The 25207-nt window shown below is 71.2% G+C and carries 20 protein-coding genes; 10 read left to right on the top strand and 10 right to left on the bottom strand.

The features are described 5' to 3' along the window. Window positions 1-386: 386 nt before the first annotated feature. Genes WMF46_RS47615 through WMF46_RS47605 form a run of 3 tightly spaced genes read right to left on the bottom strand, consistent with a single transcriptional unit; the run spans window position 387 to window position 5893 of the window. Complete coding sequence (locus WMF46_RS47615; RefSeq protein ID WP_437983319.1) at window positions 387-1796, bottom strand: c-type cytochrome; 1410 nt, start codon at window positions 1794-1796, stop codon at window positions 387-389. Further along, window positions 1793-4141 carry a PKD domain-containing protein gene (locus WMF46_RS47610; RefSeq protein ID WP_437983318.1) on the bottom strand — a complete coding sequence of 783 codons (2349 nt, stop codon included), beginning with the start codon at window positions 4139-4141 and terminating at the stop codon, window positions 1793-1795. Before WMF46_RS47610 ends, WMF46_RS47615 begins: the two co-directional genes overlap by 4 nt. Before the next feature lie 3 nt (window positions 4142-4144). Further along, window positions 4145-5893, bottom strand: a complete 1749-nt coding sequence (locus tag WMF46_RS47605; protein ID WP_437983317.1) for an Ig-like domain-containing protein — start codon at window positions 5891-5893, stop codon at window positions 4145-4147. A 396-nt stretch (window positions 5894-6289) separates the two neighbouring features. On the opposite strand from WMF46_RS47605, the gene WMF46_RS47600 reads away from it, so the two are divergent. Both WMF46_RS47600 and WMF46_RS47595 read left to right on the top strand, forming a co-directional pair. Beyond that, window positions 6290-7129, top strand: a complete 840-nt coding sequence (locus tag WMF46_RS47600) for a glycoside hydrolase family 43 protein (protein WP_437983316.1) — start codon at window positions 6290-6292, stop codon at window positions 7127-7129. Window positions 7130-7229: 100 nt separating this feature from the next. Then, window positions 7230-8330: a hypothetical protein gene (locus WMF46_RS47595; protein WP_437983315.1), complete on the top strand. Its 1101-nt coding sequence runs from the start codon at window positions 7230-7232 to the stop codon at window positions 8328-8330. A 136-nt stretch (window positions 8331-8466) separates the two neighbouring features. On the opposite strand, the gene WMF46_RS47590 is transcribed toward WMF46_RS47595, so the two are convergent. The 3 genes from WMF46_RS47590 to WMF46_RS47580 form a co-directional block, all read right to left on the bottom strand. Then, window positions 8467-9516 carry a hypothetical protein gene (locus WMF46_RS47590; RefSeq protein WP_437983314.1) on the bottom strand — a complete coding sequence of 350 codons (1050 nt, stop codon included), beginning with the start codon at window positions 9514-9516 and terminating at the stop codon, window positions 8467-8469. Then, entirely contained in the window at window positions 9513-10103 is a 591-nt protein-coding gene (locus WMF46_RS47585; RefSeq protein WP_437547734.1) for an RNA polymerase sigma factor, read from the bottom strand. Before WMF46_RS47585 ends, WMF46_RS47590 begins: the two co-directional genes overlap by 4 nt. 329 nt (window positions 10104-10432) lie before the next feature. Beyond that, window positions 10433-10672, bottom strand: a complete 240-nt coding sequence (locus WMF46_RS47580; RefSeq protein ID WP_437983313.1) for a helix-turn-helix transcriptional regulator — start codon at window positions 10670-10672, stop codon at window positions 10433-10435. Between the two features lie 219 nt (window positions 10673-10891). On the opposite strand from WMF46_RS47580, the gene WMF46_RS47575 reads away from it, so the two are divergent. Next, window positions 10892-11587 carry an HAD family hydrolase gene (locus tag WMF46_RS47575; protein ID WP_437983312.1) on the top strand — a complete coding sequence of 232 codons (696 nt, stop codon included), beginning with the start codon at window positions 10892-10894 and terminating at the stop codon, window positions 11585-11587. A gap of 106 nt (window positions 11588-11693) precedes the next feature. Here the strand turns inward: WMF46_RS47575 and WMF46_RS47570 are convergent, their stop codons facing one another. Further along, a complete protein-coding gene (locus WMF46_RS47570; RefSeq protein ID WP_437983311.1) occupies window positions 11694-12413 on the bottom strand; it encodes an RNA polymerase sigma factor in 720 nt (239 codons plus the stop codon). A 150-nt stretch (window positions 12414-12563) separates the two neighbouring features. Between WMF46_RS47570 and WMF46_RS47565 the strand changes: the two genes are divergently transcribed. Beyond that, window positions 12564-13988, top strand: a complete 1425-nt coding sequence (locus WMF46_RS47565; protein ID WP_437983310.1) for an ATP phosphoribosyltransferase regulatory subunit — start codon at window positions 12564-12566, stop codon at window positions 13986-13988. 112 nt (window positions 13989-14100) lie between these two features. Beyond that, window positions 14101-15384, top strand: a complete 1284-nt coding sequence (locus WMF46_RS47560; RefSeq protein WP_437983309.1) for an adenylosuccinate synthase — start codon at window positions 14101-14103, stop codon at window positions 15382-15384. 85 nt (window positions 15385-15469) lie between these two features. Here the strand turns inward: WMF46_RS47560 and WMF46_RS47555 are convergent, their stop codons facing one another. Next, window positions 15470-15991 carry a hypothetical protein gene (locus tag WMF46_RS47555; protein WP_437983308.1) on the bottom strand — a complete coding sequence of 174 codons (522 nt, stop codon included), beginning with the start codon at window positions 15989-15991 and terminating at the stop codon, window positions 15470-15472. 635 nt (window positions 15992-16626) lie between these two features. On the opposite strand from WMF46_RS47555, the gene WMF46_RS47550 reads away from it, so the two are divergent. Then, window positions 16627-17457: a class I SAM-dependent methyltransferase gene (locus WMF46_RS47550; protein ID WP_437983307.1), complete on the top strand. Its 831-nt coding sequence runs from the start codon at window positions 16627-16629 to the stop codon at window positions 17455-17457. A 469-nt stretch (window positions 17458-17926) separates the two neighbouring features. After that, entirely contained in the window at window positions 17927-18772 is an 846-nt protein-coding gene (locus WMF46_RS47545; RefSeq protein WP_437983306.1) for a DUF4142 domain-containing protein, read from the top strand. A gap of 18 nt (window positions 18773-18790) precedes the next feature. Here WMF46_RS47545 and WMF46_RS47540 read toward each other — a convergent pair whose 3' ends face one another. Beyond that, the gene (locus WMF46_RS47540; protein WP_437983305.1) at window positions 18791-19459 is read right to left on the bottom strand and encodes a hypothetical protein; all 669 of its coding nucleotides are present in this window, start codon (window positions 19457-19459) and stop codon (window positions 18791-18793) included. 186 nt (window positions 19460-19645) lie between these two features. On the opposite strand from WMF46_RS47540, the gene WMF46_RS47535 reads away from it, so the two are divergent. From WMF46_RS47535 to WMF46_RS47525, 3 genes are all read left to right on the top strand, one after another. Continuing rightward, a complete protein-coding gene (locus tag WMF46_RS47535; RefSeq protein ID WP_437983304.1) occupies window positions 19646-20815 on the top strand; it encodes a hypothetical protein in 1170 nt (389 codons plus the stop codon). Then, the gene (locus tag WMF46_RS47530; protein WP_437983303.1) at window positions 20812-21846 is read left to right on the top strand and encodes a tetratricopeptide repeat protein; all 1035 of its coding nucleotides are present in this window, start codon (window positions 20812-20814) and stop codon (window positions 21844-21846) included. Before WMF46_RS47535 ends, WMF46_RS47530 begins: the two co-directional genes overlap by 4 nt. Before the next feature lie 244 nt (window positions 21847-22090). Continuing rightward, window positions 22091-23185 (top strand): hypothetical protein, encoded by a 1095-nt coding sequence (locus WMF46_RS47525; protein WP_437983302.1) that lies wholly within the window; start codon window positions 22091-22093, stop codon window positions 23183-23185. A 31-nt stretch (window positions 23186-23216) separates the two neighbouring features. Here WMF46_RS47525 and WMF46_RS47520 read toward each other — a convergent pair whose 3' ends face one another. Further along, window positions 23217-25169: a protein kinase domain-containing protein gene (locus WMF46_RS47520; RefSeq protein ID WP_437983301.1), complete on the bottom strand. Its 1953-nt coding sequence runs from the start codon at window positions 25167-25169 to the stop codon at window positions 23217-23219. Between the last annotated feature and the right edge of the window lie 38 nt (window positions 25170-25207).

The raw sequence follows: 25207 nt of genomic DNA, 5'->3' as shown, positions 1-25207 counted from the left end.
CGAGATCCGTACGCAAGCCCACGACGACGCTGCGAATCGCGACATTCCCCAACCAACCGATGGGACGGGCGCGGGGCTCCGCGGCTCCGATGGTGGATGGGGCCGCGCCGTCTGCCTCAGCGCCAGGTCATTCCCAGCTCTTGCGCTGGGGATTCACCCAGGGGAGGTGCACATCACGCAATCATCACCGTAGACATAGTGCTTCCCACCGGTGTCCTTGTAGATCCAGTAACGGAGCCAGGCCACGATCGCCGGCCGCTGTACGCCTCCGTTACGTCACGCCAGCGCGAAGCGGGCAAGGCAATGCAGGTCCTGCAGCGCAAATGTGAACGCTCACATGGCCGGCGTCAATCACAAACTGGCGCGCTGCGGTCACGCGGACGGCGCTACTTGGCCAGCTCTTCGATGGCCGCGGCGAGCTCCGCGGGGGGCAGCTCGTCGGCGGCGCGCCACGGCGGCATGCGCAGCGCCGAGGTCGCGGGCTCCTGCAAGCGAAAGATGGCCTTGTCCTTCGTCTCTCGCGACATGCCGTCCAGGTTCTTCACGTTGAATTTGGCGCGGTTCAGCGCCGGGTTCCCGCGACCGTCGTGACAGCGCGAGCAGAGCTGCGTGAGCACGGCGCGCCCGCTCGCCCCCGGCGGCGGCACCAGGCCGAGCTTCACCTTGGCGTCTGCGGAGAAGAGGTCGCGCAGATCGAGCAGGGATTGTCGCGGGGCCGCGCCCGTCACCACGTCGAGATAGGACCGGGCCCGCTCCGCGCGGAGCGCGGGATCCGTCACGTCCACGAGCGGGTAAGGCACCGGGATCGAATCACCCGCCTGCGACAAGGCGAACTGCTCCTCCCAGATCGGGCTCGACGAGCCGGCCTTGGCCTCGGCCTCGATGCGCGGGTCGAACGCGTTCGGCTGCGCCGCCTGGCCTTCGGCGACGAGCAACGCCTCCAGCTGCGCGCCGCTGCCCTCGTCGATGGCATTCTGGATGACCGCAATGGGGATGCCGCCGTACTGCGCGTCCGCTGCGTGGGCTTCCAGGAACTGCGCCGTGAGCACCCGATCGGACTCCGTCCGCTGCACGAAGCGCTGCGGGAACCAGTGCATCCAGGGGAACTCCAGCTCCTGCATGCGCAAGATCTTCTTCGTGCCATGGCCGCCGGGCTGGTGGCACGAGCGACAGTCGAACGACGTGTTCTCGACGTCTTCCTCGCTGTAAACGCTGAACGCGGTCCAGCCGTGCTCTATCTCTTCGGTGAGCAGGCTCGCCAGATCGCAGCTGCCGTCGTAATCACACTGCCGCTCGAACGTGAACAGGTAGAAATTGTAGTCCCCGGTCGAGAGGTCGCGGCTCACGATCTCGACGAAGGGCTCGCCGCGGACGAAGCCGAGCGCGGTCATTTCAGCCGGCCTCTCGCGCATCTCGGTCACGCGCGGAAAGACGATGAGGCGCGGATTGACGGCGGAGACGGCGCCCTTCACGAGCGAGGTGGAGTTGCCGGTGAGCGCGAAGGCGCGATTCTCGTCGAGCTTCGCGACGCTGAGCAAGCTGGCGAAGTCGGTGATGTCCGGGCGGGGCGTTTCGCACACCGCCTGCCAGAAGCTGTCGCCGCGCGGCGTCGCGCACAGCGCGCGGTGCTGCGCCTCGCGCCTGGGTAGGCCCGACAGCTCCGGGTCGGGAGGATTCACGGACGGCAGCGTGTCCCAGTCGGTCGTCGCCCCGTCCGTGGCAGCGCCCCCGCCGATCTCGCCGACGCACGCCGCCAGCAGCAGCGAAACCAGGCACAGGCTCTGCAGGCGCCTCACGCGGGCCTCCCTCGGCGGACGCCGAACGCCATCAACCCCGCGACGAGCGCGAGCGCCAGGAGCGGCGCGTGGCGGTCGCCGCGCCCGCCCGCCACGCTGCAGCCAAAGAGGCCCTTTTCGCTCGGCTCCCCATCCGCGCCGTCCACCTCGCTCGGCTCCAGGTCGACGGTGCCGTCCAGCTGCTGCACGTAGGCGATGAGCTGCCCGAGCTCGGCCTCGCTGAGCGCGCTGGTGAAGGCGTGACGATCTTCGGGGTTGGCCGTGACGAGGACATCGAGCAGCGTTGGCGCGGAGCCGTCGTGCAAGTACGGCGCCGTCTCCCAGACGCCGTTCAGGGTCGGCGTGTCGATGCCGAACAGCGGCTCACCGGCGCGCATCCCGGAGGACGGCTTCACGGTGCCGACGTCGTGCAGCTTGCCACCCGCGCTGTCGGTCCCGTCGGCACCCGTGTGGCAGAAGCCGCAACCCAGGCGCTTGAAGATCGCGCGACCCGCGACGCCGTCCTGGGTGAGCGAGCCGTCGGCGTTGCGAAAGGGGCTCGGGTGGTGCGTGTCGAGCGAACCGAGGAACGCCGCCAGCGCGTCGAGCTCTGGGCTCAGGCCGGCCTTCTTGTCGCCGCGCGGCGTGCCGACCGTCCCCACAGCGAGCTGCTCGGCGGTCAGGAAGCCCTTCCCGCCGAACAGGTGGCGGATGTTGTCGTCCGAGTCCTGGATCTCGTCGAAGCTGCCGCTCCAGTTGACGTTGCCGTGGCCCGTGCCGCGCCGCCCCAGCAGCGAGACGGTGTTGCGGAGCCCCTCCCCCGCGCTGCCGAAATCCCAGACTCGCCCGTCCTCCGCGCCGTCGAAGTGACACGACGCGCAGCTGATGTAGCCCTGGTCGCTCATGCGGATATCGGCCGAGTTGAAGAACAGCTGCTTGCCGCGCAAGACCTGCGGGTCGAGCTTCTCGACGGCGACCGTCGGGATCTCGGCCAGCTTCTTGGTGATGAGGTCGTGCGAGCTGACGATGTCGGCGACGTCGTAGACCGTCACCGTGCGGCTGAGCGACGCGTGCACGAACAGCCTGTTGGTCTCGGTCAGCGCCAGGCCGCGTGGAGCGAAGCCCGTCTCTTTCAGCGCGGTCACGAACTCGCCCGTGTAGGCGTCGCGGACCTCCACCAGGGCCGAGCCGGCGACGCTGATGAACGCGTAGTCGCCGAGCGGCGTGAACACGACCTGGTTCGGCAGGTTGCGATCGTCCAGATCGATGCGCCGCGCGACGTCCTCGGCGCCCTCCGCGAGGTTCAGCAGCGCCACGAGCGGACGTACCGTGTTGTCGTCGGTGAGGTCGAGCCCATCGCGAAATGGACCACGAAAGATGTTGTCCTTCTTGCCCGGCACCCACGCGAACGAGCCGTCGGGCGAGAGCCCCACCGAGAACAGGTAGTTCGGCAGGCCGCGCCCTTGTTGGTCCGTGTCCTCCGTCGTGGTGTCCGCGGCGAGCGCGAAGCGCGTGCTCACCTGGAAGGTCGCCGCGTCGATGCGCGCCACCTCGCCGTGGCTGTCCTCGGAGAGGAAGCGCGTGACGTAGATCTGCGAGCCGTCGTGCGACACCGAGACGCCCCGCGGCGTACCGCCGAGCGAAAGCTCGGCCACAACGGCGCCGCTCGCCACGTCCAGCTTCAGCACCTTGCCGACCGCCATCAGCGTCACGTACGCGGCGTCCCCCGTCGGGCTGATCGCGAGGCCCATCGGTTGCGACGCGTACGGCAGCGCGATCTCGCGCTCCACCGAGAGCGACGCGGTGTCGAGGATGGAGACGGAGTGCGCATCCCGGTGCAGCACCCACAGCGTGCCTTGCGCGGTGAGCGCGAGCCCGACCGGGCCGCGCGCCACCGGCACCTCCGCGACCTTGGTCAGCGCGCTCGCGTCGAGCACGCTCACGCTGTCGTTCTCGTAATTGGCCGTGTAGACCTTCGCGTTCGGCGGATCGTACACGAGGTCGGTCGAGCCCGCAGCGCTGCCCGTGACGAGCGGCCGGTGCGCCGTGTGCCCGAAGGCGACGCTGGTGAACCCGACATCGTCTTTCACCGTCACGAGCACCGGGTAGTGGCCGGGAGCGGCGTAGGTGTGGACCTGCTGCACGTCGTCGACCATGAACTCGGTGCGCGTCTCGTCTCCCATGTCCCAGCGCACCTGAACGGGGCCGACCGCGTCGCCGATCGTCAGGTCGAACGTGACGGCCTCGCCGGCGAGCGAGGGCGCGCGCACGGGGACGCTGGCCGTGACGGCGCGCGCCTCGGCCGGCCAGGCCGCCGCCGCGCAGATGCCTCCGAGCAGGCCGAGGAGCTTCGGGAGCGAGCGCATGGCTCAGGGACCGGTCGTGAACGTCGACTTGAACTCAGCCGCGATGCCGTTGCCGACGAGATCCTTCATGCCGTCCTTCGGCAGGACGATCTCGTAGGTCGTGTTCGGCATCAGGTCCTCGTCGGGATCGAAGCTGACGATGCCCATGTACAGGCCGAAGCTCCCCTTCAACGGCTGCCCGCCCATCGGCCTTACGATGAAGCTGCCGTGGTGAACCGTGGCGATCTCGACGTTGTCGGTGAGGCTGAGGCCGACGCGCGACTTCTTGGACAGCCCCGTCGCCCCGTTCTTCGGCAGCACCGTGTCGACCGCCGGGGGAATGGTGTCCGGCTCGGTCGAGTGCGCGGCGATGACCATGCCGCGGTAGGGCAGCTCGTCGTCGGCCAGCACCAGCAGGCTGCCGACCGGGATCGAGAACTGGTCGTCGCCGTTCGTGAACTCGAGCCGCCCCCAGACCCGGCTCTTGATCGACATCTTGTGGATGTCGCGCACGTCGATCTTGGAGACGCCGGCGTCCGGCCGCAGGTGACCGAGGAACAGAGTGCCGTCGGAGAAGCTCATGTACTCGGACCCGGCGGGGTAGCCCATGGCCCTGAACGCCGAGTCGGGCAGCGTGGCGATGGGTGAATTGGCCGAACCGATGTCGGTGGGGTCGGTCAGCACGTCCCACACGCGCAGCGGCGACTGCACGTAGATGTGCTTGCCATACAGACCGCAGATATAGCTCTTGCTCGGGGTGATGAAGTCGAGCGCGACCGGGTTCATCGGATCGCTGATGTCCATCGTCGCGATGCCGCCGTTGTCCTTGGGCGTCGTGATGACCAGCGTATTGCCCACGGCCCACAGCGGACCGGCGCTCACGCCGCCGAACTGCGAGATCGGGATCTTCTTGACGAACTTCACGTCCTCGGGATCCGCGGCGTCCAGGATGTGCAGGCCCGTGTTGGTGCCGCCGACGTAGATGACGCTGCCCTGCCAGTACATTCCCCAGACGGAGTCGGTGAAGTCCCCGTAATTGATGCCGTCGAGCTTGACGAGCTTCACGTGACGAGGCGCGCGGGCGTCGGTGACGTCCCAGATGTCGACGCCGGTGCCCGAGGTGGTGACCTGGTAGAACTTGTCGCCATAGCGGGCGACCGAAGTCTGGTGCGACTCCGCCTCGCCGACGCCCTTGGGCCCTCCCCTGGGATCGAAGCCAGGGCTCTGGATGCGCGAGAGCATCTTCGGGTTGGTCGGATCGGCGATGTCGTAGAAGACGATCTCGGCGTTGCCGGCGCCCTGAACGTATCCGTTGATGACGATCGGCTGGTTCTGGTGATGGCCCGCCTCAAGCGTCGGTGACACCAGGCCGTCTCGCCAGCTGTTGCGCGGCAAGTTGATCTTGTTCGCCGGCATGGGCATGTTCGGGATCTTGCCTTCCGGGGCCGTGATCGTGTCCGGGTCGATTCCGCCCGCGCCGGTGCTCCCGGTCGTGGCGCCTCCACCCGAGCCGCTCGCGGCGCCGCTGCTCGCGGCGCTGCTGCTCGTCGCCCCGCTGCTCGTGGCGCCACTGCTCGTCGCCCCGCTGCTCGTGGCTCCTGCCGCCGGCGTCGGGGCTGCGCCGCCGCTGCCCACCACCACGGATGTGGTGTCACCGGAGCCACCGCCGTCATTTCCTTCCGGTGAGTTGAGGTCCCCGCCGGAACACGCCGCGAGCAGGGCGGCCAACGAAGGAAAGCCGAGCCAACGTAGTCCCATCCTCGTCGAACGCATGCCTGACCTCTTCTGTAGCGTGTGAGTCATGATAGGTGACCATCCCAACGGAAGGTGGAGCCGACAGCCCCCACCGCGATCGCACGGGCACACGGGCACACGAACGCCACACGAACGCGCGACGCGCCCCCTAGAATGAATCGGTTAAGCCGACGCCGAATGTGAACGTTCACATTATGGATGTCAAGCGCGATCGGCCGCACGTGCTTTGACGCGATCCGGCAGCTTGACCCTACAGGCTAGGGATCGCGGTTTTTCGATTGACGCTAAAAATGTGAACGATCACATTCGATGGCCGGCTACTGGACGTCTGAACGGTACAGCTTGGCGTGGTGGTGCTCACCGTCGCCATGGTCGTCGTGCTGGATAGGCTGATGAGGAGGTGCTCGACACCGCATGTTCGACTGGCGGCTCTGGACATCGTCCGACATGATCCACTGGAAGAACAAGGGCGCGGTGATGCGCTACAATGTGTTCTCCTGGGCTCGCGGCGGCGACTCGACGGGCAACGCCAATGCGGCTCAGGTGGTCGAACGCGACGACGAGGACGGCACCCCGAAGTTCTACTTCTACGCGCCGGTGGAGGGCGGCCAGTCCGGCTACGGGATCTCGATCGGTGTCGCGGTCGCGGACAAGCCGGAAGGGCCGTTCAAGGACGCACGGGGGATCCCGCTCATCTTCCTGGCCGACACCGACGGCACGGCGGACCATTCGTGGCGAAACCTCGATCCGACGGTGCTCGTCGACGACGACGGCCGGGCCTACATGTACTGGGGAAATGGGGTCTTGTACTGGGTCGAGTTCGAGGACGACATGATCCACCTGAAGGGTGAGACCTACACGACCGACGGCAGCGGGAAGATGCAGAACCGCAGCATCAGCGGCGCCCAGATCCACGTGCTCAAGAACATCCCCGGCTACACCGAGGCGCCTTATCTGTCCAAGCACGGCGGCCTCTATTACTTGACCTACGCTTCGGGGTTCCCGGAGAGCATCTCCTACGCGACCAGCACGTCACCGGAGGGGCCGTGGCAACATCGAGGCGTCATCCTGGATCCGGTGCCGAACAGCAGCACCATTCACCAGTCGCTCTTCGAGTTCAAAGGGGCCAGCTACCTCACGTACCATAACGCCGCGCTGCCGACCGGCGGTAGCTACCGGCGATCCACGTGCGTCGATCGCGCCTACTACAACGACGACGGGACGATCCGGAAGATCGTCCCGACACACAGGTGATTTGCACAGCGCACGAAGCGCTGACTCGCCGTGATCGGCCGTGATCGCGCGTCCGACGATCTCACTTCTCCTGGGCGAGCGCTTCTGATATGAAGTCATCATGAGACATTTGCGCCAGCTCTTCGTATGTTCCGTCCTCGCCGCTCTTGCGATGCAGGTGGGTTGTGGAGCGGAGGCGCCGGACGGCGTCGAGCAGGCGTCCGAGGTCGGCTCGATCAGCCTCGCCCTCGTCGGGACCAGCGTCACGGGCGCGACGTACCGCCTGTCGAACGCACGGTTCAACATCCACGGTCCCACGAACCGGCTCGTCGATGGCTCGACCGAGGCGCCCGTGATCACGGAGGTGCTTCCGGTCGGCCACTATGACGTATATCTCGAGCCAACCTGGGTCCTCGAGCGGTGGACCGGCGCCGGTTACCAGCCCGTTCAGGCGGTCCTGACGTCGCCGAATCCGCTGCAGGTCTTCATCGACGAAGGCACGACATCGACGGTCGTGTTCCAGTTCCGCGCCGACGACGAGGTCGTCTCCGTCGGTCAGGGGAGCGTCGACATCGTCATCGGCGTCGACGACACGGCGGCGCCGCGCGAGGACACCGACGCGGCCTGCGGCAACAGCCACGATGACGATGTGGACGGGCTCGCGGATTGCGCCGATCCGGAATGTCAGGGGCTGCCCCTCTGCGCGCCGCCGAGCATCGCGGCGCAGTTCACCGACACGCTCGGCGATGACATCCCCGCCATGTGGCCTGCTGTCGTGCTCGCGGATGCGACAGACGCGGACGACATCGTGCTGGAATGCAGAGAATGCGCAGATTGCGGGACGTCGCGGTGGAGCCTCGCGAGCGTGGGCTTCAGCCAGGAGCAGATCAGCGAGATGACCTATTATTTCACGACAAAGGAAGGGGTCGTGGACGGGGAGGAGGACATCATGCAGTGGTCGGCTGGCTGCGTCGACTGCTTCGGGGCCTCTTGTTACCCGCAATATAACTTCTTGTACTGGAGCGCGGGCAGCGGCCTGGCGCACTTCCATCTGACCGAGACCGCAGCGGACTGCAGCTCCTCGGTGTGGAACGTCATGGGACCGCGGGATACGAACGGCGCCGAAGGAAACCTGTGCGGGCCCGGTGTTGTCGGAGGCATATCCCAGTATTCCGGCAAGGTGGGCGAGTGGTTCCAGATTTCGATCGTGAACCCGCGGTAGGGGACCAACCAAGGTCGGGTGCCCTCCTGGGCGGAGGACGCCAGCGCTGAGGACCACCCCACCGCGAGGGCCGGGTGACGGGTGCTCGCGCGTGGGCGCGGTCTTTCGCCGCGCCATGGCGAGGCCTCTTCTCGTATCAATCTGCGGGTCCGCTCCTCCGCTGCACGGCGCCTTTGCTCGTGTCGAGCCCGGCGGCCGACTCGACGCGATCGGCGTGAGGGCTGCCCGGGTGTGCCTCGAGGAAGCGCCGCGCCGCCGCGTGTGCGCCCGCGCGATCCCCCTTGCGCGCCAGCGCCTCGACGCGGATCGCGGCGGCCTCGTCGGAGAGCTGGGCGCTAGGGAACTCGCGCGCGTGGCGAGCCAGGAGCGCGAGGGCGGCCGCCGGATCGCCGCGTCGCAGCGCGCGCCGCGCGGTGTCGAGCAGCGCCAGCTCGGCGGCCAGCGTCGGCGCGTTCCTTTCGCGTGCGCGCGGGCTGTTCACCGCCGTGGCGGCAGGAGCCGTGGCGGCGGGCGCGGCCAGGAGCGGAGCGTCGTCCGTTCGCTCCTCCGGGACGCGCTCGTGCAGCTCCGCCTCGGCCGCGCCAGGCGCGCGCGGCGCGGCGAGCGCAGCCGGCGCGCTGGAGGCCTCCTGAGCGCGCCTCGCGGGCATCGGCGTGTCGACGTGCGTCCATTCCGCGACCCCGAGCGTGAGGACCCCCGCGAGCGCGCCGATCCCGAGCGCGCTCAAGATCCCGCTCCCGCCCGCCACGCCCGCCACCTTCAGCGCGGCGCTCGCCCCCGCCGCGGCCGCGCCCCCCATCGCGGCCGCGCCCCCCACCCCCGCGGTCGCGCCCCCTGCCGCGACCGCGCCCCCTGTCGCGCCCGCGCCCCCTGCCACGGTCGCGCCCCCCGTCGCGACCGCGCCCCCCGTCGCGCCCGCGCCCCCTGCCACGGTCGCGCCCCCCGTCGCGCCCGCGCCCCCTGTCGCGCCCGCGCCCCCCGTCGCGACCGCGCCCCCCGTCGCGCCCGCGCCCCCAGTCCCCGCCGTGGCTGCGCCCCCCGTCCCCGTCACGGCGGCCCCGACGCCGACCGCGACGAGCATTCGCCGGGTCAAGCCGCTCGGCGGACTCTCGTCGAGCGCCGCGCGGAGGAGCGTCGTTGGCAGAGCACTCCCCTTCTTGTCCAGAAGGCGCTCGGGATCGGTCATGGCGATTCACCTCGGAAATGGGCCCGCGCCTCTATCCGCCTCACGGCGGCCTGGAAGTGCTCGCGCGCCCGGCGGAGGCGAGACGCGACCGTGCCTGCCGGAAGATCGAGCAGCGCCGCGATGTTCGCCGTCGTCATCTGCTCCAGCTCGAACAGCACGAAGACAGCGCGCTGCTCGAGGGGCATCGTGTCGAGGATGGCGTCGAGCATCGCGCGGGCGCGGGCGCGATCCATCATCTCCTCGGGGTCCGGCGCCGGGTCGACGCGCTCGCAGGGCGCGTCCTCCAGCACCTCCCGGCGCCGCTGCTGGGTCCTCCGCGCGCGCGAGGCGATCCGCAGCGCCGTGCTGAACAGGAACGCGGCCTCCCGGCCCGATTCGATGTCCCCGAGCCGCCGGGCCGCCACGAGGAAGACCTGCTGCGCCGCGTCCTCCGCGTCGGCGCGCGGCACGCCGAGCCGCACCAGCGAGCGCCAGACGAACGCCGAATGCTCCATCACGAGCCCGGTGAGGCGCCCGGCCGCCGCCCGGCTGTCGGGCGGAACTGCGGCGGGGAGCTGCATCAGGGTCAGCGCTTCACCACGGCTCACGCCTTGTGCAATCTCCGGATCGAGGCGACTCGATCACGAAATCGACAGGCCAGCACGGAGCTGCGGCACCTGGTGACCGCGGGCACTTCGTGAATGAGCTGCGCCGAGCGTTCGAACCAGCATGAACGCCGCATCAGCGGAAATTGCGGTCCTTGGTGCACGTCGACCCGCACAAGCGCGCTGGGCGTGGGCTCCTCGCGCCGCATGCGCGTCGCCTCACGCGTGGAGCACGACCGCGCGCGCAGCGCCTTCGTCGTCGCCGGCGCTCGTGGTCACGACGACGCTTCCTTTCTCGTGCCCTTGCTCGACACAGGCAAGCACCGTTGTTCTCAACGCCGCTCGCCCGGCGCGTCACCTTTCCACTGAAAGACGTGCTCGAGCGGCACGCCGAAGGCCGCCGCGATGCGGAAGGCGACCTCGAGGGAGGGCGAGTAGCGGCCCTGCTCGATGGCGACGATGGTTTGACGGGTGACGCCGACCTTCTCGGCCAGCTCCGCCTGGGTCATCTCGCCCGCATGAAACCTCAGCGTGCGGATGACGTTGGTGATCCGAGGTTGCCCCTTGCCCATGCCGCGTTCCGGCGCCCGCTCCGCAGCCGCGCTGGTTCGAGGTGCTGGCGATCCCTCGAGGGATCGCCGGAACCTCGAACCAGGTAACTGACCGGCGAACCAATGTCAAATTTTTCATACATAAAGTCGCAATTAATGGACATAAAGTCCGGTTCATGCGACATCGGGGTGCTCGCCGTACCTTCCGTCAGCGAGGGCGCCAGCGTAGGCTCTCTGGTGATGCTCACTCCCACGGTGGTCGTGTTCGACCTGGACGGTACGTTGATCGACAGTCGGGGCGACATCGTGGCGGCGGTGAACCATGCGCTGGTGGCGACGGGCCGGGCCCCGCTGCCCGGGCAGGTGATCGTCCGGTACGTGGGCGACGGCGCGCGCGCGCTGTGTGCGCGCGCCGCAAGGCTCCCCGAGACATCCGAGAGCGTCGAGGACGTCCTCCGCTACTTCCTCGACTACTACGCGCGGCACCCGCTCGACTTCACCCGCTGGATGCCGGGCGCGCAGGAGATGCTCGAGAGGCTCGCGGACCTCGGCGATCTCGCGCTCTGCGTCTGCACGAACAAGCCGCGCTCGACCACCGACGCGGTGCTCGCCGCGCTCGGGGTCGGCGCGCGCTTCCGCGCGGTGGTCGCGGGCGGCGACGTCGCCGCCAAGAAGCCGGATCCGGCGCCGCTGCTCCACCTCGCGGCGTGCGTCGGCGTCCCGCCGCACAAGATGGTGATGGTCGGCGACGGCCCCCAGGACATCGAGTGCGCTCGCCGCGCGGGCGCGCGGTCGATCGCCGTCCTCGGCGGCTTCGGATCGCAAGACGATCTCCTCGACGCCCGCCCCGACGTGCTCCTCCGTACCATGGGAGAGCTCTGGGACGTCCTCCGCCGCTGGCGCGACGCGACGGTCAGGCTCTCCACCGTTCGTTAGCTGCACACCGCCGGGTGGTGCGCGTCGGATCTGCGCGCAGCCTCCCTCCCCGCACGCGCAGGACGTCGCCGCCCGCACGCGCAGGACGTCGCCGCCCGCGCGCCCCTCAGGCCGCGACGCCCTCGGCGATCTCGCGCCCGAACGCCGTCGCGTTGAGGATCGCGCGCAGGCGCACGCGCGCCCGGTGGAGCCGCGAGCGGACGGCGCTCTCGCTCACGGCGAGCTTCTGCGCGATCTCCTGGAGGCCGAGGTCCTCGTGGTAGTGCGCGAGCACCACGTCGCGGTAGTCGTCCGGCAGCTCGCAGAGCGCCTCGCGGACGTACGCCTCCCGCTCCGCCGCGGACGCGGCGTCGTCCTCGCCGATCGTGCTGCGCATCGTCGGCAAGAGGCCGAGCTCCTCGAAGTCGAGCCCCTCGACGATGCGCGCGCGCTGCCGTCGCTGCGACCGCATCAGCATGAGCGCCTCGTTCGCCGTCACGCGGAAGAGCCACGTCGTGAAGCTCGAGTCGCCGCGGAACGAGCGGATCGTCCGCACCACCTGCAGCAGCGTCGACTGCACGAGGTCGAGCCGGTCCTCGTCGGACACGGGGTAGCGCGCGAGCTGCCGCTCCACGTGCGGGCGGATGAGCCGCGTGAGCTCGTCGAGCGACTCCCGATCGCCGTCCTTCGCCCGGCAGATGACCTCGGCTAACGGGCCCGCGCTCGCGGCGCGGGGCGAAGGGCGCGACCCGACCACGCCGGGCGGGGTGAGACCGCAGGGCGCCGGAGGAGTCTCAGGCCTGGTGCTGGCGCTCGGTACATCGGTCGGAACGGCGGTCAGAGCCATGAGCCATCTCTCCGTCGAGGGCGCCGCGTGCGCTTCCGGTCCACGGGCCCGGTGGTGCGCACCGACCAGCAAAGCCCTTGCCACGGCAAGCTCAACGGACGTGCGCGCCGCGTGCGCACCGCGTGCTCAGCCGGTATAAGCGGGGCCACGATGTCCAGCGACGCTCCGCGATGGGAAGCCCCCCGAGGGGGAAACAGCCACGTTCCGACGCCCGAGGTGGACCGGCCAGCGCCGTCCGCCTCCGCCCCGCCGCGTGCGCTGGCCCACCCGCTGCCCGCCGGGATGCGCGATCTCCTCCCCGAGGAGGCGCGGCGCCGGCGCGCGCTCGCCAAGCGCGTGCTCGATCACTTCGTGCTGTGCGGCTACCAGCCGGTCTCGCTGCCCGCGTTCGAGTTCGCCGAGGTGCTCGAGCGCGGGCTCGGCACGCTCGACGCCGCGGACGTGCTGCGCTTCATCGAGCCCGAGTCGGGCGAGGTGGCGGCGCTCCGCCCGGACATGACCCCGCAGATCGCGCGGCTCGTGGCCACGCGGCTCGCGGACGCGCCCCGCCCCATCCGCCTCTGCTACGAGGGCACGGTCCTCCGCCGCCGCCAGGGGCGGGCGCGGCGCCACCGGCAGATCCCGCAGGCCGGCGTCGAGCTCTACGGCGTCGGCACGCTCGCCGGTGAGCTCGAGATCCTCCGCCTCGCCGCCTCCGCGGTGCGGGAGGCCGGCCTCGAGCACTTCGTCGTGGACCTCGGCCACGCGATGATCGCGCGCGCGCTGCTCGACGCCGTCCCGGCGGGGCTCGCGGCCGAGCTCTCGGAGGTGCTCGAGCTGAAGGACGCCTCCCGCCTCGCCGCCGTGCTCGCGAGCCCGAAGGCCGCCGACGTCCCGCGCCGCATCGTCGCGGCCATCGCCGCGCTGCCGGACCTCGCGGGCGGCGGCGCGGCTGACCCGGACGGCGCCGCGGTCTTCGACCGCGCCACGCGCCTGCTCACCGGCACGCCCGCCGAGGCGCCGCTCGCCGAGCTCCGCGCGCTCTGGGACGCGGCGAGGGTGAGCCCCGAGCTCGGCCCGGCGCTCCGGGTCGACCTCGGCGAGCTCCGCGGTCTGGCGTACTATACGGGTGCAATTTTCCATGTGCTGGCCGAAGGCCCCGGGGAGGCGATCGCGGCGGGCGGGCGCTACGACATGCTGCTGTCCCGCTTCGGCTTGCCGATGCCGGCCGTCGGCTTCGCGCTGAACCTCGACGCGATCGCCTGGGCGCGCGACGTCGCGGGCGCGGCGGACGAGCCGGCGCTGCGGGTGCTCGTCGCTGTGCGGCCGGAGCGCGCCGCGTCGCTCGCGGCGGCGCTGCGGGGGCTGGGCCTCCCGGCCGTGACGCACGCGCCGGACCAGGATCCGGAGGGGTACGCGCTGTCCTGGCGGTTCTCTCACCTGGTGCGGGAGCGGGACGGGGCGCTTGTGGTCGAGGCGACATCCGGCGGCGAGGCCGCGACGAGCGCGAGCGCCGTTCCGGAGGCCCTCGACGACGCCGCGGCGGCCCAGGCGATCGTGCTGAAGACGGGGGCAGGACGTCCGGGCGGCAAGTAGACGCTCGCTCGGCAAGCGAGCCTGGGGTAAAGGCGAACCTGGACCCGGACGGAGCCGCTCGGAGTGACGAGCGGGCCGAGGTCGGGCCACGTGATCCAAGAGGAGCTTCGGAATGACCGCGATCGTGATCGTCGGCGCACAGTGGGGCGACGAGGGCAAGGGCAAGGTCGTCGACCTTTATACGGAGAGCGCCGACCTCGTGGTGCGCTACGCCGGCGGACCCAACGCCGGCCACACGCTGGTGGTGGGCGGGGAGAAGCTCATCGTTCGGCTCATCCCGAGCGGCATCCTCCGCTCGAACGCCCGCTGCGTGATGGCGCAGGGCATGGTGGTCGATCCCGGGGTGCTCGTCTCCGAGATCGACGCGGTGGAGGCGCGGGGCTGCTCGACGCAGGGGCGGCTGTTCGTCTCCGATCGCGCGCACCTGATCTTGCCGTTCCACCCGCTCGTCGACTCGCTCCGCGAGGCGGCGGCGGCCGACGGCGTGCGGCTCGGGACGACCAAGCGCGGCATCGGCCCCTGCTACGAGGACAAGGCGTCGCGGCGCGGGGCGCGGCTCGGCGATCTGCGCGACATGAAGCGGCTCGCGCAGCTCGTGTCGCGTTCGATCGAGGCGTGGACGCCGACGCTGCGCGCCCTGGGCGGCGAGCCGCCGTCGCTCGACGCGATCCTCGACGAGCTCACGCCGCTGGCGAAGCGCATCACGCCGCTGCTCGCCGACACGTCGCAGCTCATCGACGGCGCGCTCCGCCGCGGCGAGCGCGTGCTCCTCGAGGGGGCGCAGGGGACGTTGCTCGACATCGATCACGGCACGTTCCCGTTCGTGACGTCGTCGTCGGCGATCGCGGGCGGCGCGTGCGTCGGCGCCGGGGTCGGCCCGACGCGCATCCGCCGCGTGCTCGGCCTGGCGAAGGCGTACTGCACGCGCGTGGGCGAGGGGCCGTTCCCGACCGAGCTCAACGGCCCGCTCGGCGAGCGGCTCCGGTCGGTCGGCGGCGAGTACGGCTCGGTGACGGGCCGGCCGCGGCGGACCGGGTGGCTGGACCTGCCGGCGCTGCGCTACGCGGCGCGGGTGAACGGCCTCGACGGGATCGCGCTCACCAAGCTCGACGTGCTGACCGGCATGCCGGAGCTCAAGGTGTGCGTCGCCTACGACACGCCGTCGGGGCGCACGCGGGAGTTCCCGATCGACGACATCGCGACGGCGAAGCCGGTGCTCGAGACGGTGGCCGAGTGGAGCGAGTCGATCGACGCCGCCCGCTCCATGACCGAGCTGCCCGCGGCGGCGCGGCAGTATGTGGAGATGGTCGAGAAGGAGACCGGCGTGCCGGTCGACGTCGTCTCGGTCGGCGCGGACCGCGAGGCGACCATCGTCCGGCGCAACGCGTTCGCCTGAGCGGCGGGACCTCGGCTCACCGCAGCGGGCGATGAGCCGCCGTCTCGTCCAGCGGGACGGTTGTCCGGACGTGCAGCTTCGCTAATTACTGGCCCGAGCCGCCGTTCTTGCTTCCGCCGCCGGGCGCGCCGCCCCGCTGGCCGCTGCCGCCGCCCGGCGTGGTGGTCCCGCCCGGCGTGCCGGTTCCGCCGCCCGGCGCGTAAGCCCCTCCCCCCGGCGTGCCGCCGGTGCCGCTGCCCGGCGTGCCGCCCGTGCCCGGCGCGCCGCCCGTGCTCGGCGTGCCGCCCGTCGTGCCGCCGGTGCCCGGCGTGCCTCCCGGCGTGCCGCCGCTCGTGCCGCCGGTGCCCGGTCTGCGCTGGGTGCCGCTGCCCCACTCCTGCGTGCCGCCCTGGGTGCCTTGCCCGCCCTGGGCGCCCGGCTCTCCCGTCTCTCCAGGCATCGTACCCGCGCCGGGCGTTCCGCTCTCGGGCGCTCCTGGGGTTCCAGGCGCGCCGGGGGTCTCTCCGCCCGCCGGTGTGGGCGCCGGCGAGGCCGCCTCTCCGCCTTGATTGCCCCCACAGGCCATGAGCGGCAGCGCGGTCAGGACTACCAGAAACATGCTTCGCATGATGTGTCTCCCAGGTCGTTTGCGTTTGCGGCTCGTGCCGAGCCGCCGGCGATGCGGACGCGCCCGTGCGCGCGAAGGCCGCCTCCGGAGCCTGGCGGCGTAGCGTCCCGCGCTCGACATGCTGGGGCCGGATCCGGCCCTCGGGATCGAGACGACGCCGGAACGGCGCATCGGGCCGCGCCCGATCGAGAGCCGTTGACCCCTCGGGACACGAACAACGCCTGACGCCGGCCGGCGCGCGCTCGATGACAGGCGCTCAGCCGGTCACGGAGCGAGCGAATCGATCCACACGCGCCACACGCCACGGCGCCCGGGCCGCGCTGGACCAGCTCCGGCGGCAGGGCAGCGGCGTGCTCATCAGAAGCCGCGCGGGAAGGGCGCCTCCTTCGCGCCGCGGTCCTCGGGCTCGCGGCCCTCGCGCCCGCCGCGCCAGGCCTCTTGTGGCTCCGCCCAAGGCTGCTCGCCTGGCGGTGACGGCGCGCTCCCGCTCCCTTGAAGGCGTCTGGACATATCGTCAGCACAAGCGCGCTTTACAGCCCGGGCCGAACAGCTCACCCGCTGTGCGCCGCTCGACAGATCGATGTCGCTGGAAGAAGGTGGGGCGAAGTCAGCAGGGAGAAGTTCGCTCTTCCTCCATGGGATCGATTATTCTGTCCATTCCTATGGCCGAGAACAGCTACGTGTTTGCGGGTTCGGAGCGTGCGCGAGAGCTGGAGCGCCTGCGGCGGATCGAGGGCTTCTTCGACCCCGGCAGCCGGCGCCTTCTCAAGGCGTCCGGGATGGGGCCCGGCTGGAGCTGTCTCGAGGTAGGAGCCGGCGCTGGGTCGATCGCCTGCTGGATGGCAGAGCGCGTGGGCCTCGAGGGCGAGGTGGTCGCGGTCGACCTCGATGTCGGGTTCATGGACGCTTCTCCGCCGCCGGGCGTCCGGATCATCGAGGGCGACATCCGCCAGCTCAATTTCCACGCGGCGCGCTTCGATCTGGTGCACGCCCGCTACGTGCTCGTCCACAACGCGGATTTCCGGGATCTCCTCGACGCCATGCTCGGAGCGCTGAAGCCCGGCGGCCACCTGGTGCTCGAGGAGCCGGACTTCACCGCGGCGAGGGGCGCCTCCGGTCCGGATATCGAGGCGTTCGATCGGGTCAATCGGTCGATCCTCGCGATGTTCGAGGCCGACGGCAAGGACCCCGGCCTCGGCCTGCGCCTGCCCGCGATCCTGACGTCGCGAGGGCTCGCCATCGAGGCCGTCGAGAACGAGGCGCCGCTGTGCCCGGGCGGTCACCCGCTGTCCGAGATCATGAGCCTCTCAGCCACCCAGCTCCAGCACAGGCACCTCGCGACAGGGCGGGTCAGCGCGGAAGATCTCGCCGGCTACGCCCGGTTCGCGGCCGATCCGTCGGCGTGGGGTGTCTACTATGGCACCGTCGGCGTCCTGGCCCGCAAACCGGCCAGGATCTCCGACTGACGTCCTTCTCCCGCCCGGGCGGCCAGGTGACGGCGCCAGGTGGCAGTGACCGAGATCCCGACTCCGGGCCCGTCCTCCAGCAAAGCGGCAAACTCCGTCCTGCGCTCTCCGTCGAGCCAGGACACGGCACCACGCTGATCCTCCGACAGCGCCGCTCCCGGCCCCCGCCCGCCCTCACGCAGGGATTCCAGGGCCGCCGGTCCGGGCGGTGCCCGCGTCCGTTCATCGACGTCGAGAGGTGGCACCTCTGCGCCGGTCCGTCGCGCGGCACGGACGATTCAGCCGATCCTGCGCGCTGGTGAGAATTGCTTATTTGATCTTCTCGCGGCTTGCGTCTCCCAACAACAGTTCAAGATACGTGACGGGGCGGGCCAGGCATCACCGCCGAGCGCTCCAGCGCCGGCCCCGCTTCCGTCAATGACATGGGGGAATTATGAACATTCGAGTCGACTCTCTTCGTTTTGCATGGATGGCAGCCCTCGCGCTCGCGGGGACCAGCGCTTGCTCCGTCGCGGCGGGAGACGGTGTTCTGGTGGCGGCGGACGAGGACAGCTCGGAGGAGGCGGTCGAGTCCACCTCACAGGCCTTCTCCCTCACCATGCCGCAGCTCGCCGCGGTGCTCGCCGCCTTCAACGCGACCGAGATCAGCGACGCGCAGATGGCCCGAGCCAAGGCGTCGGACCCGCACGTCATCGAGCTCGCCGCGCAGCTGTTCGACTATCATACCGCCGCGAGCCAGCAGCTCGCGCTCGCGCTCACGCAGATGGGCATGGCGCCGGTGGACAACGAGATCAGCCTGGCGCTGATCGAGCAGGGCGCGGCGGCTCAGCAGCAGCTCACGGGGCTCGCGGGGCCCAGCTTCGACTGGACGTTCGTCAATGTTCAGATCCATCGACACCGGGAGTTCCTCGCCCATCTCCAGGAGCAGATGGCCATCGTGGGGCCCGAGCTGCACCCGGGGCTCTCTCACCTCGTCCCGGAGGTCCTGAGCGCCACGAAGCGGAACCTCTCGTTCGCCACGTCGCTGCTCGCGCTCATCGGCAGCCCGTACATTCCGGAGGGCGGCTATCCGCCTGGCGTTCCCTACTACGGCAATTACGGCACCTACGGGAACTACACCGACTACGGCAACTACGGCAACTACGGCAATTACGGCAACTACGGCGGCGGCTTCGCCAACAGCGCGCCTTCCTACGGCCCCGTCTACTTCGGCGCCAACGGGCCCTACTCGCCCGCCGTCTCCCCCTACTACGGGGTTTACGGCCGCAGCGTGCCGTCGGGCTTCGGCGCGCCCGGCCCGTACCCCCGCCCGTGAGCCGAGGGGCGCGGCGCGCTACAGGCGGCGCCGTGCCCGGCCGCGATCCGGGATGACCGCGTGGATCTCCGCCTCGCTGAAGCCAGCCGCCCTGTAGAGACGCTTCAGGTGCACAAGCTCGATGTGCGCGCTCTTCGCCACCGAGACGCGGATGCGGTCGAGCACGCTCAGCCGCTCCAGCGGCAGCCGGGTCGCCTCGACCGTCGAGCGCACCGCCGCCGCCGCCGACTTCACCTCGGCCGCCGCGGCCTGCGCCTTGTCCAGGCTGAGCTTCGGGTGGATCCCCGAGCCGAGCAGCTGCGCGAGCACCTCCAGCCGATCCGGCTGCCCCGTGAGATCGCCGTCCTCGTCGTCGGCGAAGTAGGCCACGCCGCCCGGGAACAGGATCGACAGCGCAGGATCCGCGGAGGGGCGCCCCACGGCGTTCCAGACGTCGTCGGCGACCTTGCCGAGCGCGTCGTCGGCGCGCGCGGACTCGGCCTCGACCTTGGCGAGCAGCGGCTCCGCCTCGGAGCGCGCGGCGTTGCGCTGGGCCTCCACCCCGTCGAAGAGCGTCAGCACGGGCACGAGCCGCTGCTCGGCGAGCTCCCGGAGGGGCCCGCCCTTCGCGGAAGCGCTGTGGAGCGTCGCGCGCACGTCACCGATGATGTCGTCCGCTGGCGCATCCTTGCGAATCACCTCGCCCATGATGTCGATCCTCCTCAGGCTCCAAGGCTGCGGAGTCCAGCGATACACGACCCGCGAACGCCCCCCGTCGACGCTGTCACCTCGGGCACCATAACGGACCAACGCCCACCCGATCAACCGGATCGCAGCCCTGCGCCGTCGGCCCCGGCGTGAGCCTCCAGTGCGCCTCCCTGGTACACTCTCGCCGTGCACCTCGGCCCGCTGCTGCTCACGGCCCTGCTCGTCCTCCCGCTCGCCGCGCACGCCGGACAGGCTGGCGATCTGGTCGCCGCCGCGGCGGCCGCGGGGCGTCCGCCCGAGTGCGCGGCGCGATCCGGCCGGGCCATCGCGCGGGGGCCCACGGTCTGGGAGCGCGCGCGGGCGCCCGAGCTCCCGCGCTACTGCGACCTGCTCGCGCGCGGCCAGGCGCAGCTCGGCGGCGACGCCGAGGCGGCGCGCGCGTCGGCGCGCCTCGCCGACCAGCTCCTCCCGGGGCACGCCGCGCCGCAGGTCCTGCTCGCCCGCGCCGCCCTCGCGCTCGGCTCGCCCGAGGACGCCGCGCGCGCCTTCGAGCGGGCGCGGAGCGTCGATCCCCGCAGCGTCGAGGATCCGCAGACGATGCACGACCTCGCGCGCTCGCTCGCCCGCACCGGCAAGCGCGGCGAGGCGATCGCGATCTACCGCGCGCTCGTCCCGCGGATCGATCTGCTCGGGACCGCGGACCAGCGCGCGCTCGTGCTGCTCGAGGCGGCGCACCTGTCGATGGCCACCGCGGGCGCGGCGTCCGTCGCGGACGCGAGCGCGAGGCCGCCCGGCGGCGCGCGCGGAGAGGCGGCCGCCCGCAGGGACCTCGACGAGGCGATCGCCTACCTGCGCGAGGCGCGCCTGCGCGCGCAGACGCAGCTCGCCCGCGACGTCACGCTGTCGCTCGCGCTCGCGCTGGACCGCTCCGGCGACAAGGCCCAGGCGGACGCCGCGCTCGAAGGCGAGGCGACCCCCCTGGAGGCCGCGCGCCCGCGCGGGGAGGGCGCGCGCGGGCGCGCGGAAAACCAGAGCGCCGGCGCGGCCGCGCGCGAGCGGACCGCGGACGACCTCGCCAGCGCGGCGGCGCGCCTGCGCACCGTCGACTACCTCGCGGTCCCGGAGGACAGGCTCGCCCTCGAGGCGCTCGCGCTGGAGCGGGCCATGACGGCGGCCGCGATCGCGCGCTGGGAGGCGTACCTGTCGGGCGCCGGCGGCCAGGGGCCGTGGGCCCCGGCGGCGCGCGCGCGCCTCGACGCGCTCCGGCGAGGCGCAGGCGGCGGAGGCCACCGGCCCGCGCGCGCCCCGCAGGAGCGGAGCGCGGCGCCGCGGCCAACCACGGGAGGGGCGCGGTGACGCGGCCGTCGCTCCCGCCCCGGCGGTCGCCCCTGCCGCGGCGCTCGCGCCTGGCGGGCGTCGCGGCGCTCCTCGCGTTCGCGCTCGCGGCGGGGCCCCTCCACGCAGCGCCGACCGTCTGGTCCCGCGCGCTCGATCCGGCGGCCGACGAGCGCGAGGAGCTCATCTCCCAGGCGGACGCGCTCCTCGCGCGGTACGACCAGCTCCGGCGCTCGCCGCTCCTGGAGCGGGTCGAGGAGATCGGCCCGCTCTGGCTGCGCGAGGCGCGCGCCCTGTACGAGCGCGCCGGCGCGGCCACGTCGCGCACCCCTTCGGTGCGGCTGCGCTACGCCGACATCCTGGAGCACCTCGGCGACGTGCAGGGCGCCGTCGCGACGCTCGAGGGGCTCCTGCGGCTCCAGCCGCCGGCGCCTTTCCGGGCCGACGCCTGGCACGCGCTGGCGGTCTGCTACGCGCGGCTCGGCAGGTACACGGACGAGATCGAGGCGTACGACGAGGCGCTGGTGCTCGAGCCGCACGCGGTCTCGCGGGCGCTGCTGCTGGCCAACCAGGCCGAGGCCTACATGGCGCTCGGCGACATCACGTCGGCGGTCGAGGGGTACCGCGCCTCGCTCTCGACCCTCGGGTCGCTCGATATGGTCCGTTACGGCGTGACCACGCTCTGGGGGCTCGCGGTGGCGCTCGACCGATCCGGCGACCTGGAGGGAGGCATCGAGAACATCCGGCTCGCGAGGACCTACGACCGGGCCGACCAGCAGATCAACGGCGCGGGCTGGTTCTACGTGCCTCCCTACGACGAGGCCTGGTACGCGGCGCTCGGCCACTGGGCCGCGGCGCGGAGCGCAGAGCTCGGCGCCGCGCGCGCAGAGGCCTACCTGCAGGCCGTGGCCGCGTGGGAGTCCTACATCGCCCGGGCGCCGGGGAACGATCACTGGCTGCCGCTGGCGAAGGCGCGGCGGGCGCAGTGCGAGAGGGAATCCGAACAGACGTTGAAGCGCCTGCGCAAGCTCGCGGCGCCGCAGCGGCGCTGAGCCGAGGCGGCGGGCGCTTCATCGCCTGGACGGCCGCGCGCCGCTTCCGCCCGCTCCGGCGGCGCACGGCGAAGGAAGGCCGCGCGTGCGCGTGGTTACCGATGGCGCTCTGGTCGTACAGCGTAGAGCGCGCGATGGCGAGAGCCCCCTTTACGACCCCGGCCGGCGGGTTCACCTTAACGTGGTCGCCCTCGCGCGCGGGGGCGGCGCCGGCCAGCTCACCCCGGACGGAGGATCCATCGAGATGCGTGACTCGGTGTTCGATGAGCATGTGCTCTGGTCCGGACGTCCCAAGGTCGTCGCGACGCCGATGCTCTACCTCGTGGGCGCGGCGGTCTGCGGCGTGACCTCCGCGATCAGCACCGCGTCCGCCATCGTCGTGAGCCAGGCGCTCGACGCGTCGCCGAACCAGCTGCTCGCCTTCGCGGCCTGGATGGCGAGCCTCGCGGTGGCGTTCAGCTACCTGCCGCGCTGGTGGCGCTCGGAGCTGGAGTACATGCTGACCGATCGGCACATCGTCGTGCAGCGCGGGAAGCTCCGGCGCTCCATCGAGCGGCGGTCGATCAGCTACGCGCGCATCCACTGGAACCCGAAGCACCCCGGCGTCGGCGACCTCGAGCTCGTCAGGGCGGTGCCGACCGGCGCCCTCCGGCGGCGGCTGTCGATCGTGCTGACCGGGGTCGTGGCCCCGGATCGCGTCTGGGCGATCCTCCGGGGCGTGGTCCCGTCGGCGCCCGCGGGCGACGGTCACCGCCTGCTCTCGCAGCGCCTCGACGAGGGCGAGCGGGTGCTCTGGTCGGCGCACCCGGCCGACGGCTGGCACAAGTGGCTCCCGAACGGCCTGCGCGGCGTCGGCTCGGTGCTGCTCGGCGTGCTCCTCGGCGCCTTCGCGGTGGTCACGGCGGTGCACGCCGTGCGCAGCATCCGCATCGTGACCGCGGCGGGCATGGATCCGGAGAGCGTCTCCTTCGTGGCGCTCGTCGCGTCCCTCTCGCTCACGATCGTGCTGCTCGTCGCCGCGGGCGCGGCGATGCTCTACATGTCGGTGGTGCGCCCCGCGCGGCTCTCGGCGCGGACGCGGTACCTCATCACCGACCGGCGCGTGCTCATCCAGCGGGGCGACGAGGAGCTGCACCTCGATCGCTCGCGCATCGTCGACGTGATCGACGCGCCGGGCGCCGGGGGCCTGAGGGACGTGTTCCTCGTGCTCGACGGCCCGCGCGCCCGCGCCGTCGCCGCGAGCGGCGCCTTCGGCGAGGCGCCGGGCGCCGGGCTCCAGCCGGTGCTGCACCGGGTCACGGACGTGGACTCGGTGCGGCAGATCCTGCGGCCGGCGTAGCCCGCTGCGCGGAGCCGTTCAGGCTGCGACCTCATCGCATGGTGGTCGTCGAGTGGACTCCGATGGTCGGCTCGCCCCCTGCGATGACGTCGACCGGAGCGCGCTTGACCAGGTTGAAGACGCTCACGGGAGGGGCCCCCGGCAGCAGGCTCCGCGCGCCGACCTCTTCGAAATCGAAGAGCTGCTGCGCGGCCTCGCGGACCGTCGCTTCGACGAGGATCTCCCCGGGCCGCGACGCCCTGGCGAGGTGCGCGGCGGCGTTGACCACCTCGCCGAGCACCGTGTAGTCGAGCCGGCCGTACGCCTGAGATCCGACGCTGCCGGAGAGGACCTGCCCCGTGGAGAGCCCGATGCAGATCCCCTGCGTGTACGGCGAGCCCTCGCCGGCGCGGCGCGCCACCGCCGCCATCTGCGCGCGGACGGCCACGCACGCGCTGAGCGCCCGCGACAGGTGATCCGGCCCCTGGAACACCGTCATCACCGCGTCGCCGAGGAACTTGTCGACGACCCCCCCCTTGGCGACGAGCTCCGGGACGATCACCTCGAAGTTGGCCCGGAGCAGCCGCATGGCCTCGCCGGGGAGCCTCTCCCTGGTCACGGGCGTGAACTGGAAGATGTCGATGAACGCCACCGTGGCCATGACCGCCTCGCTCGCGAGCGCGATCGCGGGGCCCATCTCCCGGATCCGCTCGATCAACGCCGCGCTCGTGAACTGCCGGAGGATCTTGTTCTCCTCGTCCGAGCGGGCGTTCCTCCGCAGCTCCGCGACGTGCTTGATGGTCTTGTCGATTGTCGCCTCGAGATCGCCGCGCTGGATCGGCTTGAGCAGGAAATCGAACGCGCCCTGGTTCATCGCGCTCCGGATGTTCCCCATGTCGCCGTAGGCGGACATCATCACCGTCCTCGCAAAGGGGCTCACCTCGGGGACGCGTCCAAGCAACGTGAGACCATCCATCACGGGCATGTTGATATCGGTGACGACGACGTCGATGTCGGGGTGGCGCCGGAGCTCCTCGAGGGCGTTCTCGCCGTTGTCCGCGAAGATGAACTCGTAGACCCGGTCGCGGATCTTCTGCCGGAAGAGCAGCTTCATCATGAGCGCCACGTCCGGCTCATCGTCGGCGATGAGGATCTTGACGGGGCCCTGGCTGGCATCGATCACCGCAGCGAACGCCGCCACGAAATCGGCCGCGGACTGGAACCGCTGCGCCGGGTCCTTCGCCAGCGCGTGCTCGAAGAAGCCGTCGAAGCCGGGCAGCAGTCCGGGCACGACGCTCGACGGCGGCGGGAACGGATCGGTGCAGACGCTGATGAGCAGCTCCCCGATCCCGCTCGCCGCGAACGGGAGCCGGCCCGTGAGGGCCCTGTAGGTGATGACGCCGAGCGACCAGAGATCGCTCAGGTGATCCGGCACGACGGCGCGCACCTGCTCGGGGCTTATGTACGACGGCGTGCCGACGACCCTGCCGAACGAGCCCTGCTGATCGTCGTCCGACTCGAAGATCGTCCATACCACGCCGAAATCCAGGAGCTTCACGCACTCTCCTGGCTCCTTCCGCGCCAGGAAGACATTCGCCGGCTTGAGATCGCGGTGGATGATCCCCGCCGAGCTCGCCACCTGCAGGCCAATGGCGATCTGCCGGAGCAGGGCGAGCATTGCCGACGGCGAGAGCTGCCGCTCCCGGGTGAGCCTGGCCTCGAGGTCCTCCCCTTCGAGCAGCTCCATGACGATGTACGGGCAATCTTCGTCGATACCGTAGTCGTGTATCTGGACGATGTGCTCGTTCTGGAGCCGAGCGATCGCCGTCGCCTCTCGCTCGAACCGGCGTCGCGCCGAGTCGGAGCTGACATGCTCGGGCGTCATCACCTTGAGCGCCACAGGACGCCGGAGCACCTGATCGAACGCCTCCCAGATGACGCCCATCCCGCCGCGTCCGATCTCTCGTCTCAGCGAGTACTTCCGCGCGATCGTGCGATTCAGCATGGTGGGCGCAGTGTAGCGAGCTCCCAGCGCGCTTGCTC

Source organism: Sorangium sp. So ce117, assembly GCF_051524395.1.
Taxonomy (GTDB): domain Bacteria; phylum Myxococcota_A; class Polyangia; order Polyangiales; family Polyangiaceae; genus Sorangium; species Sorangium cellulosum_B.
The sequence above is the reverse complement of the archived record's forward strand: the minus strand, read 5'-3'. Positions and strand labels throughout refer to the sequence as shown.

What these genes read in the sequence shown, in the direction of transcription:
- WMF46_RS47555 (WP_437983308.1), bottom strand. Translation starts at nt 15,991, where the DNA reads ATGCGAAGCATGTTTCTGGTAGTCCTGACCGCGCTGCCGCTCATGGCC.
- WMF46_RS47545 (WP_437983306.1), top strand. Translation starts at nt 17,927, where the DNA reads ATGGCAGCCCTCGCGCTCGCGGGGACCAGCGCTTGCTCCGTCGCGGCG.
- WMF46_RS47560 (WP_437983309.1), top strand. Translation starts at nt 14,101, where the DNA reads ATGACCGCGATCGTGATCGTCGGCGCACAGTGGGGCGACGAGGGCAAG.
- WMF46_RS47590 (WP_437983314.1), bottom strand. Translation starts at nt 9,516, where the DNA reads ATGACCGATCCCGAGCGCCTTCTGGACAAGAAGGGGAGTGCTCTGCCA.
- WMF46_RS47575 (WP_437983312.1), top strand. Translation starts at nt 10,892, where the DNA reads ATGCTCACTCCCACGGTGGTCGTGTTCGACCTGGACGGTACGTTGATC.
- WMF46_RS47595 (WP_437983315.1), top strand. Translation starts at nt 7,230, where the DNA reads ATGAGACATTTGCGCCAGCTCTTCGTATGTTCCGTCCTCGCCGCTCTT.
- WMF46_RS47600 (WP_437983316.1), top strand. Translation starts at nt 6,290, where the DNA reads ATGTTCGACTGGCGGCTCTGGACATCGTCCGACATGATCCACTGGAAG.
- WMF46_RS47580 (WP_437983313.1), bottom strand. Translation starts at nt 10,672, where the DNA reads ATGGGCAAGGGGCAACCTCGGATCACCAACGTCATCCGCACGCTGAGG.
- WMF46_RS47540 (WP_437983305.1), bottom strand. Translation starts at nt 19,459, where the DNA reads ATGGGCGAGGTGATTCGCAAGGATGCGCCAGCGGACGACATCATCGGT.
- WMF46_RS47570 (WP_437983311.1), bottom strand. Translation starts at nt 12,413, where the DNA reads ATGGCTCTGACCGCCGTTCCGACCGATGTACCGAGCGCCAGCACCAGG.
- WMF46_RS47550 (WP_437983307.1), top strand. Translation starts at nt 16,627, where the DNA reads ATGGGATCGATTATTCTGTCCATTCCTATGGCCGAGAACAGCTACGTG.
- WMF46_RS47520 (WP_437983301.1), bottom strand. Translation starts at nt 25,169, where the DNA reads ATGCTGAATCGCACGATCGCGCGGAAGTACTCGCTGAGACGAGAGATC.
- WMF46_RS47565 (WP_437983310.1), top strand. Translation starts at nt 12,564, where the DNA reads ATGTCCAGCGACGCTCCGCGATGGGAAGCCCCCCGAGGGGGAAACAGC.
- WMF46_RS47605 (WP_437983317.1), bottom strand. Translation starts at nt 5,893, where the DNA reads ATGCGTTCGACGAGGATGGGACTACGTTGGCTCGGCTTTCCTTCGTTG.
- WMF46_RS47525 (WP_437983302.1), top strand. Translation starts at nt 22,091, where the DNA reads ATGCGTGACTCGGTGTTCGATGAGCATGTGCTCTGGTCCGGACGTCCC.
- WMF46_RS47610 (WP_437983318.1), bottom strand. Translation starts at nt 4,141, where the DNA reads ATGCGCTCGCTCCCGAAGCTCCTCGGCCTGCTCGGAGGCATCTGCGCG.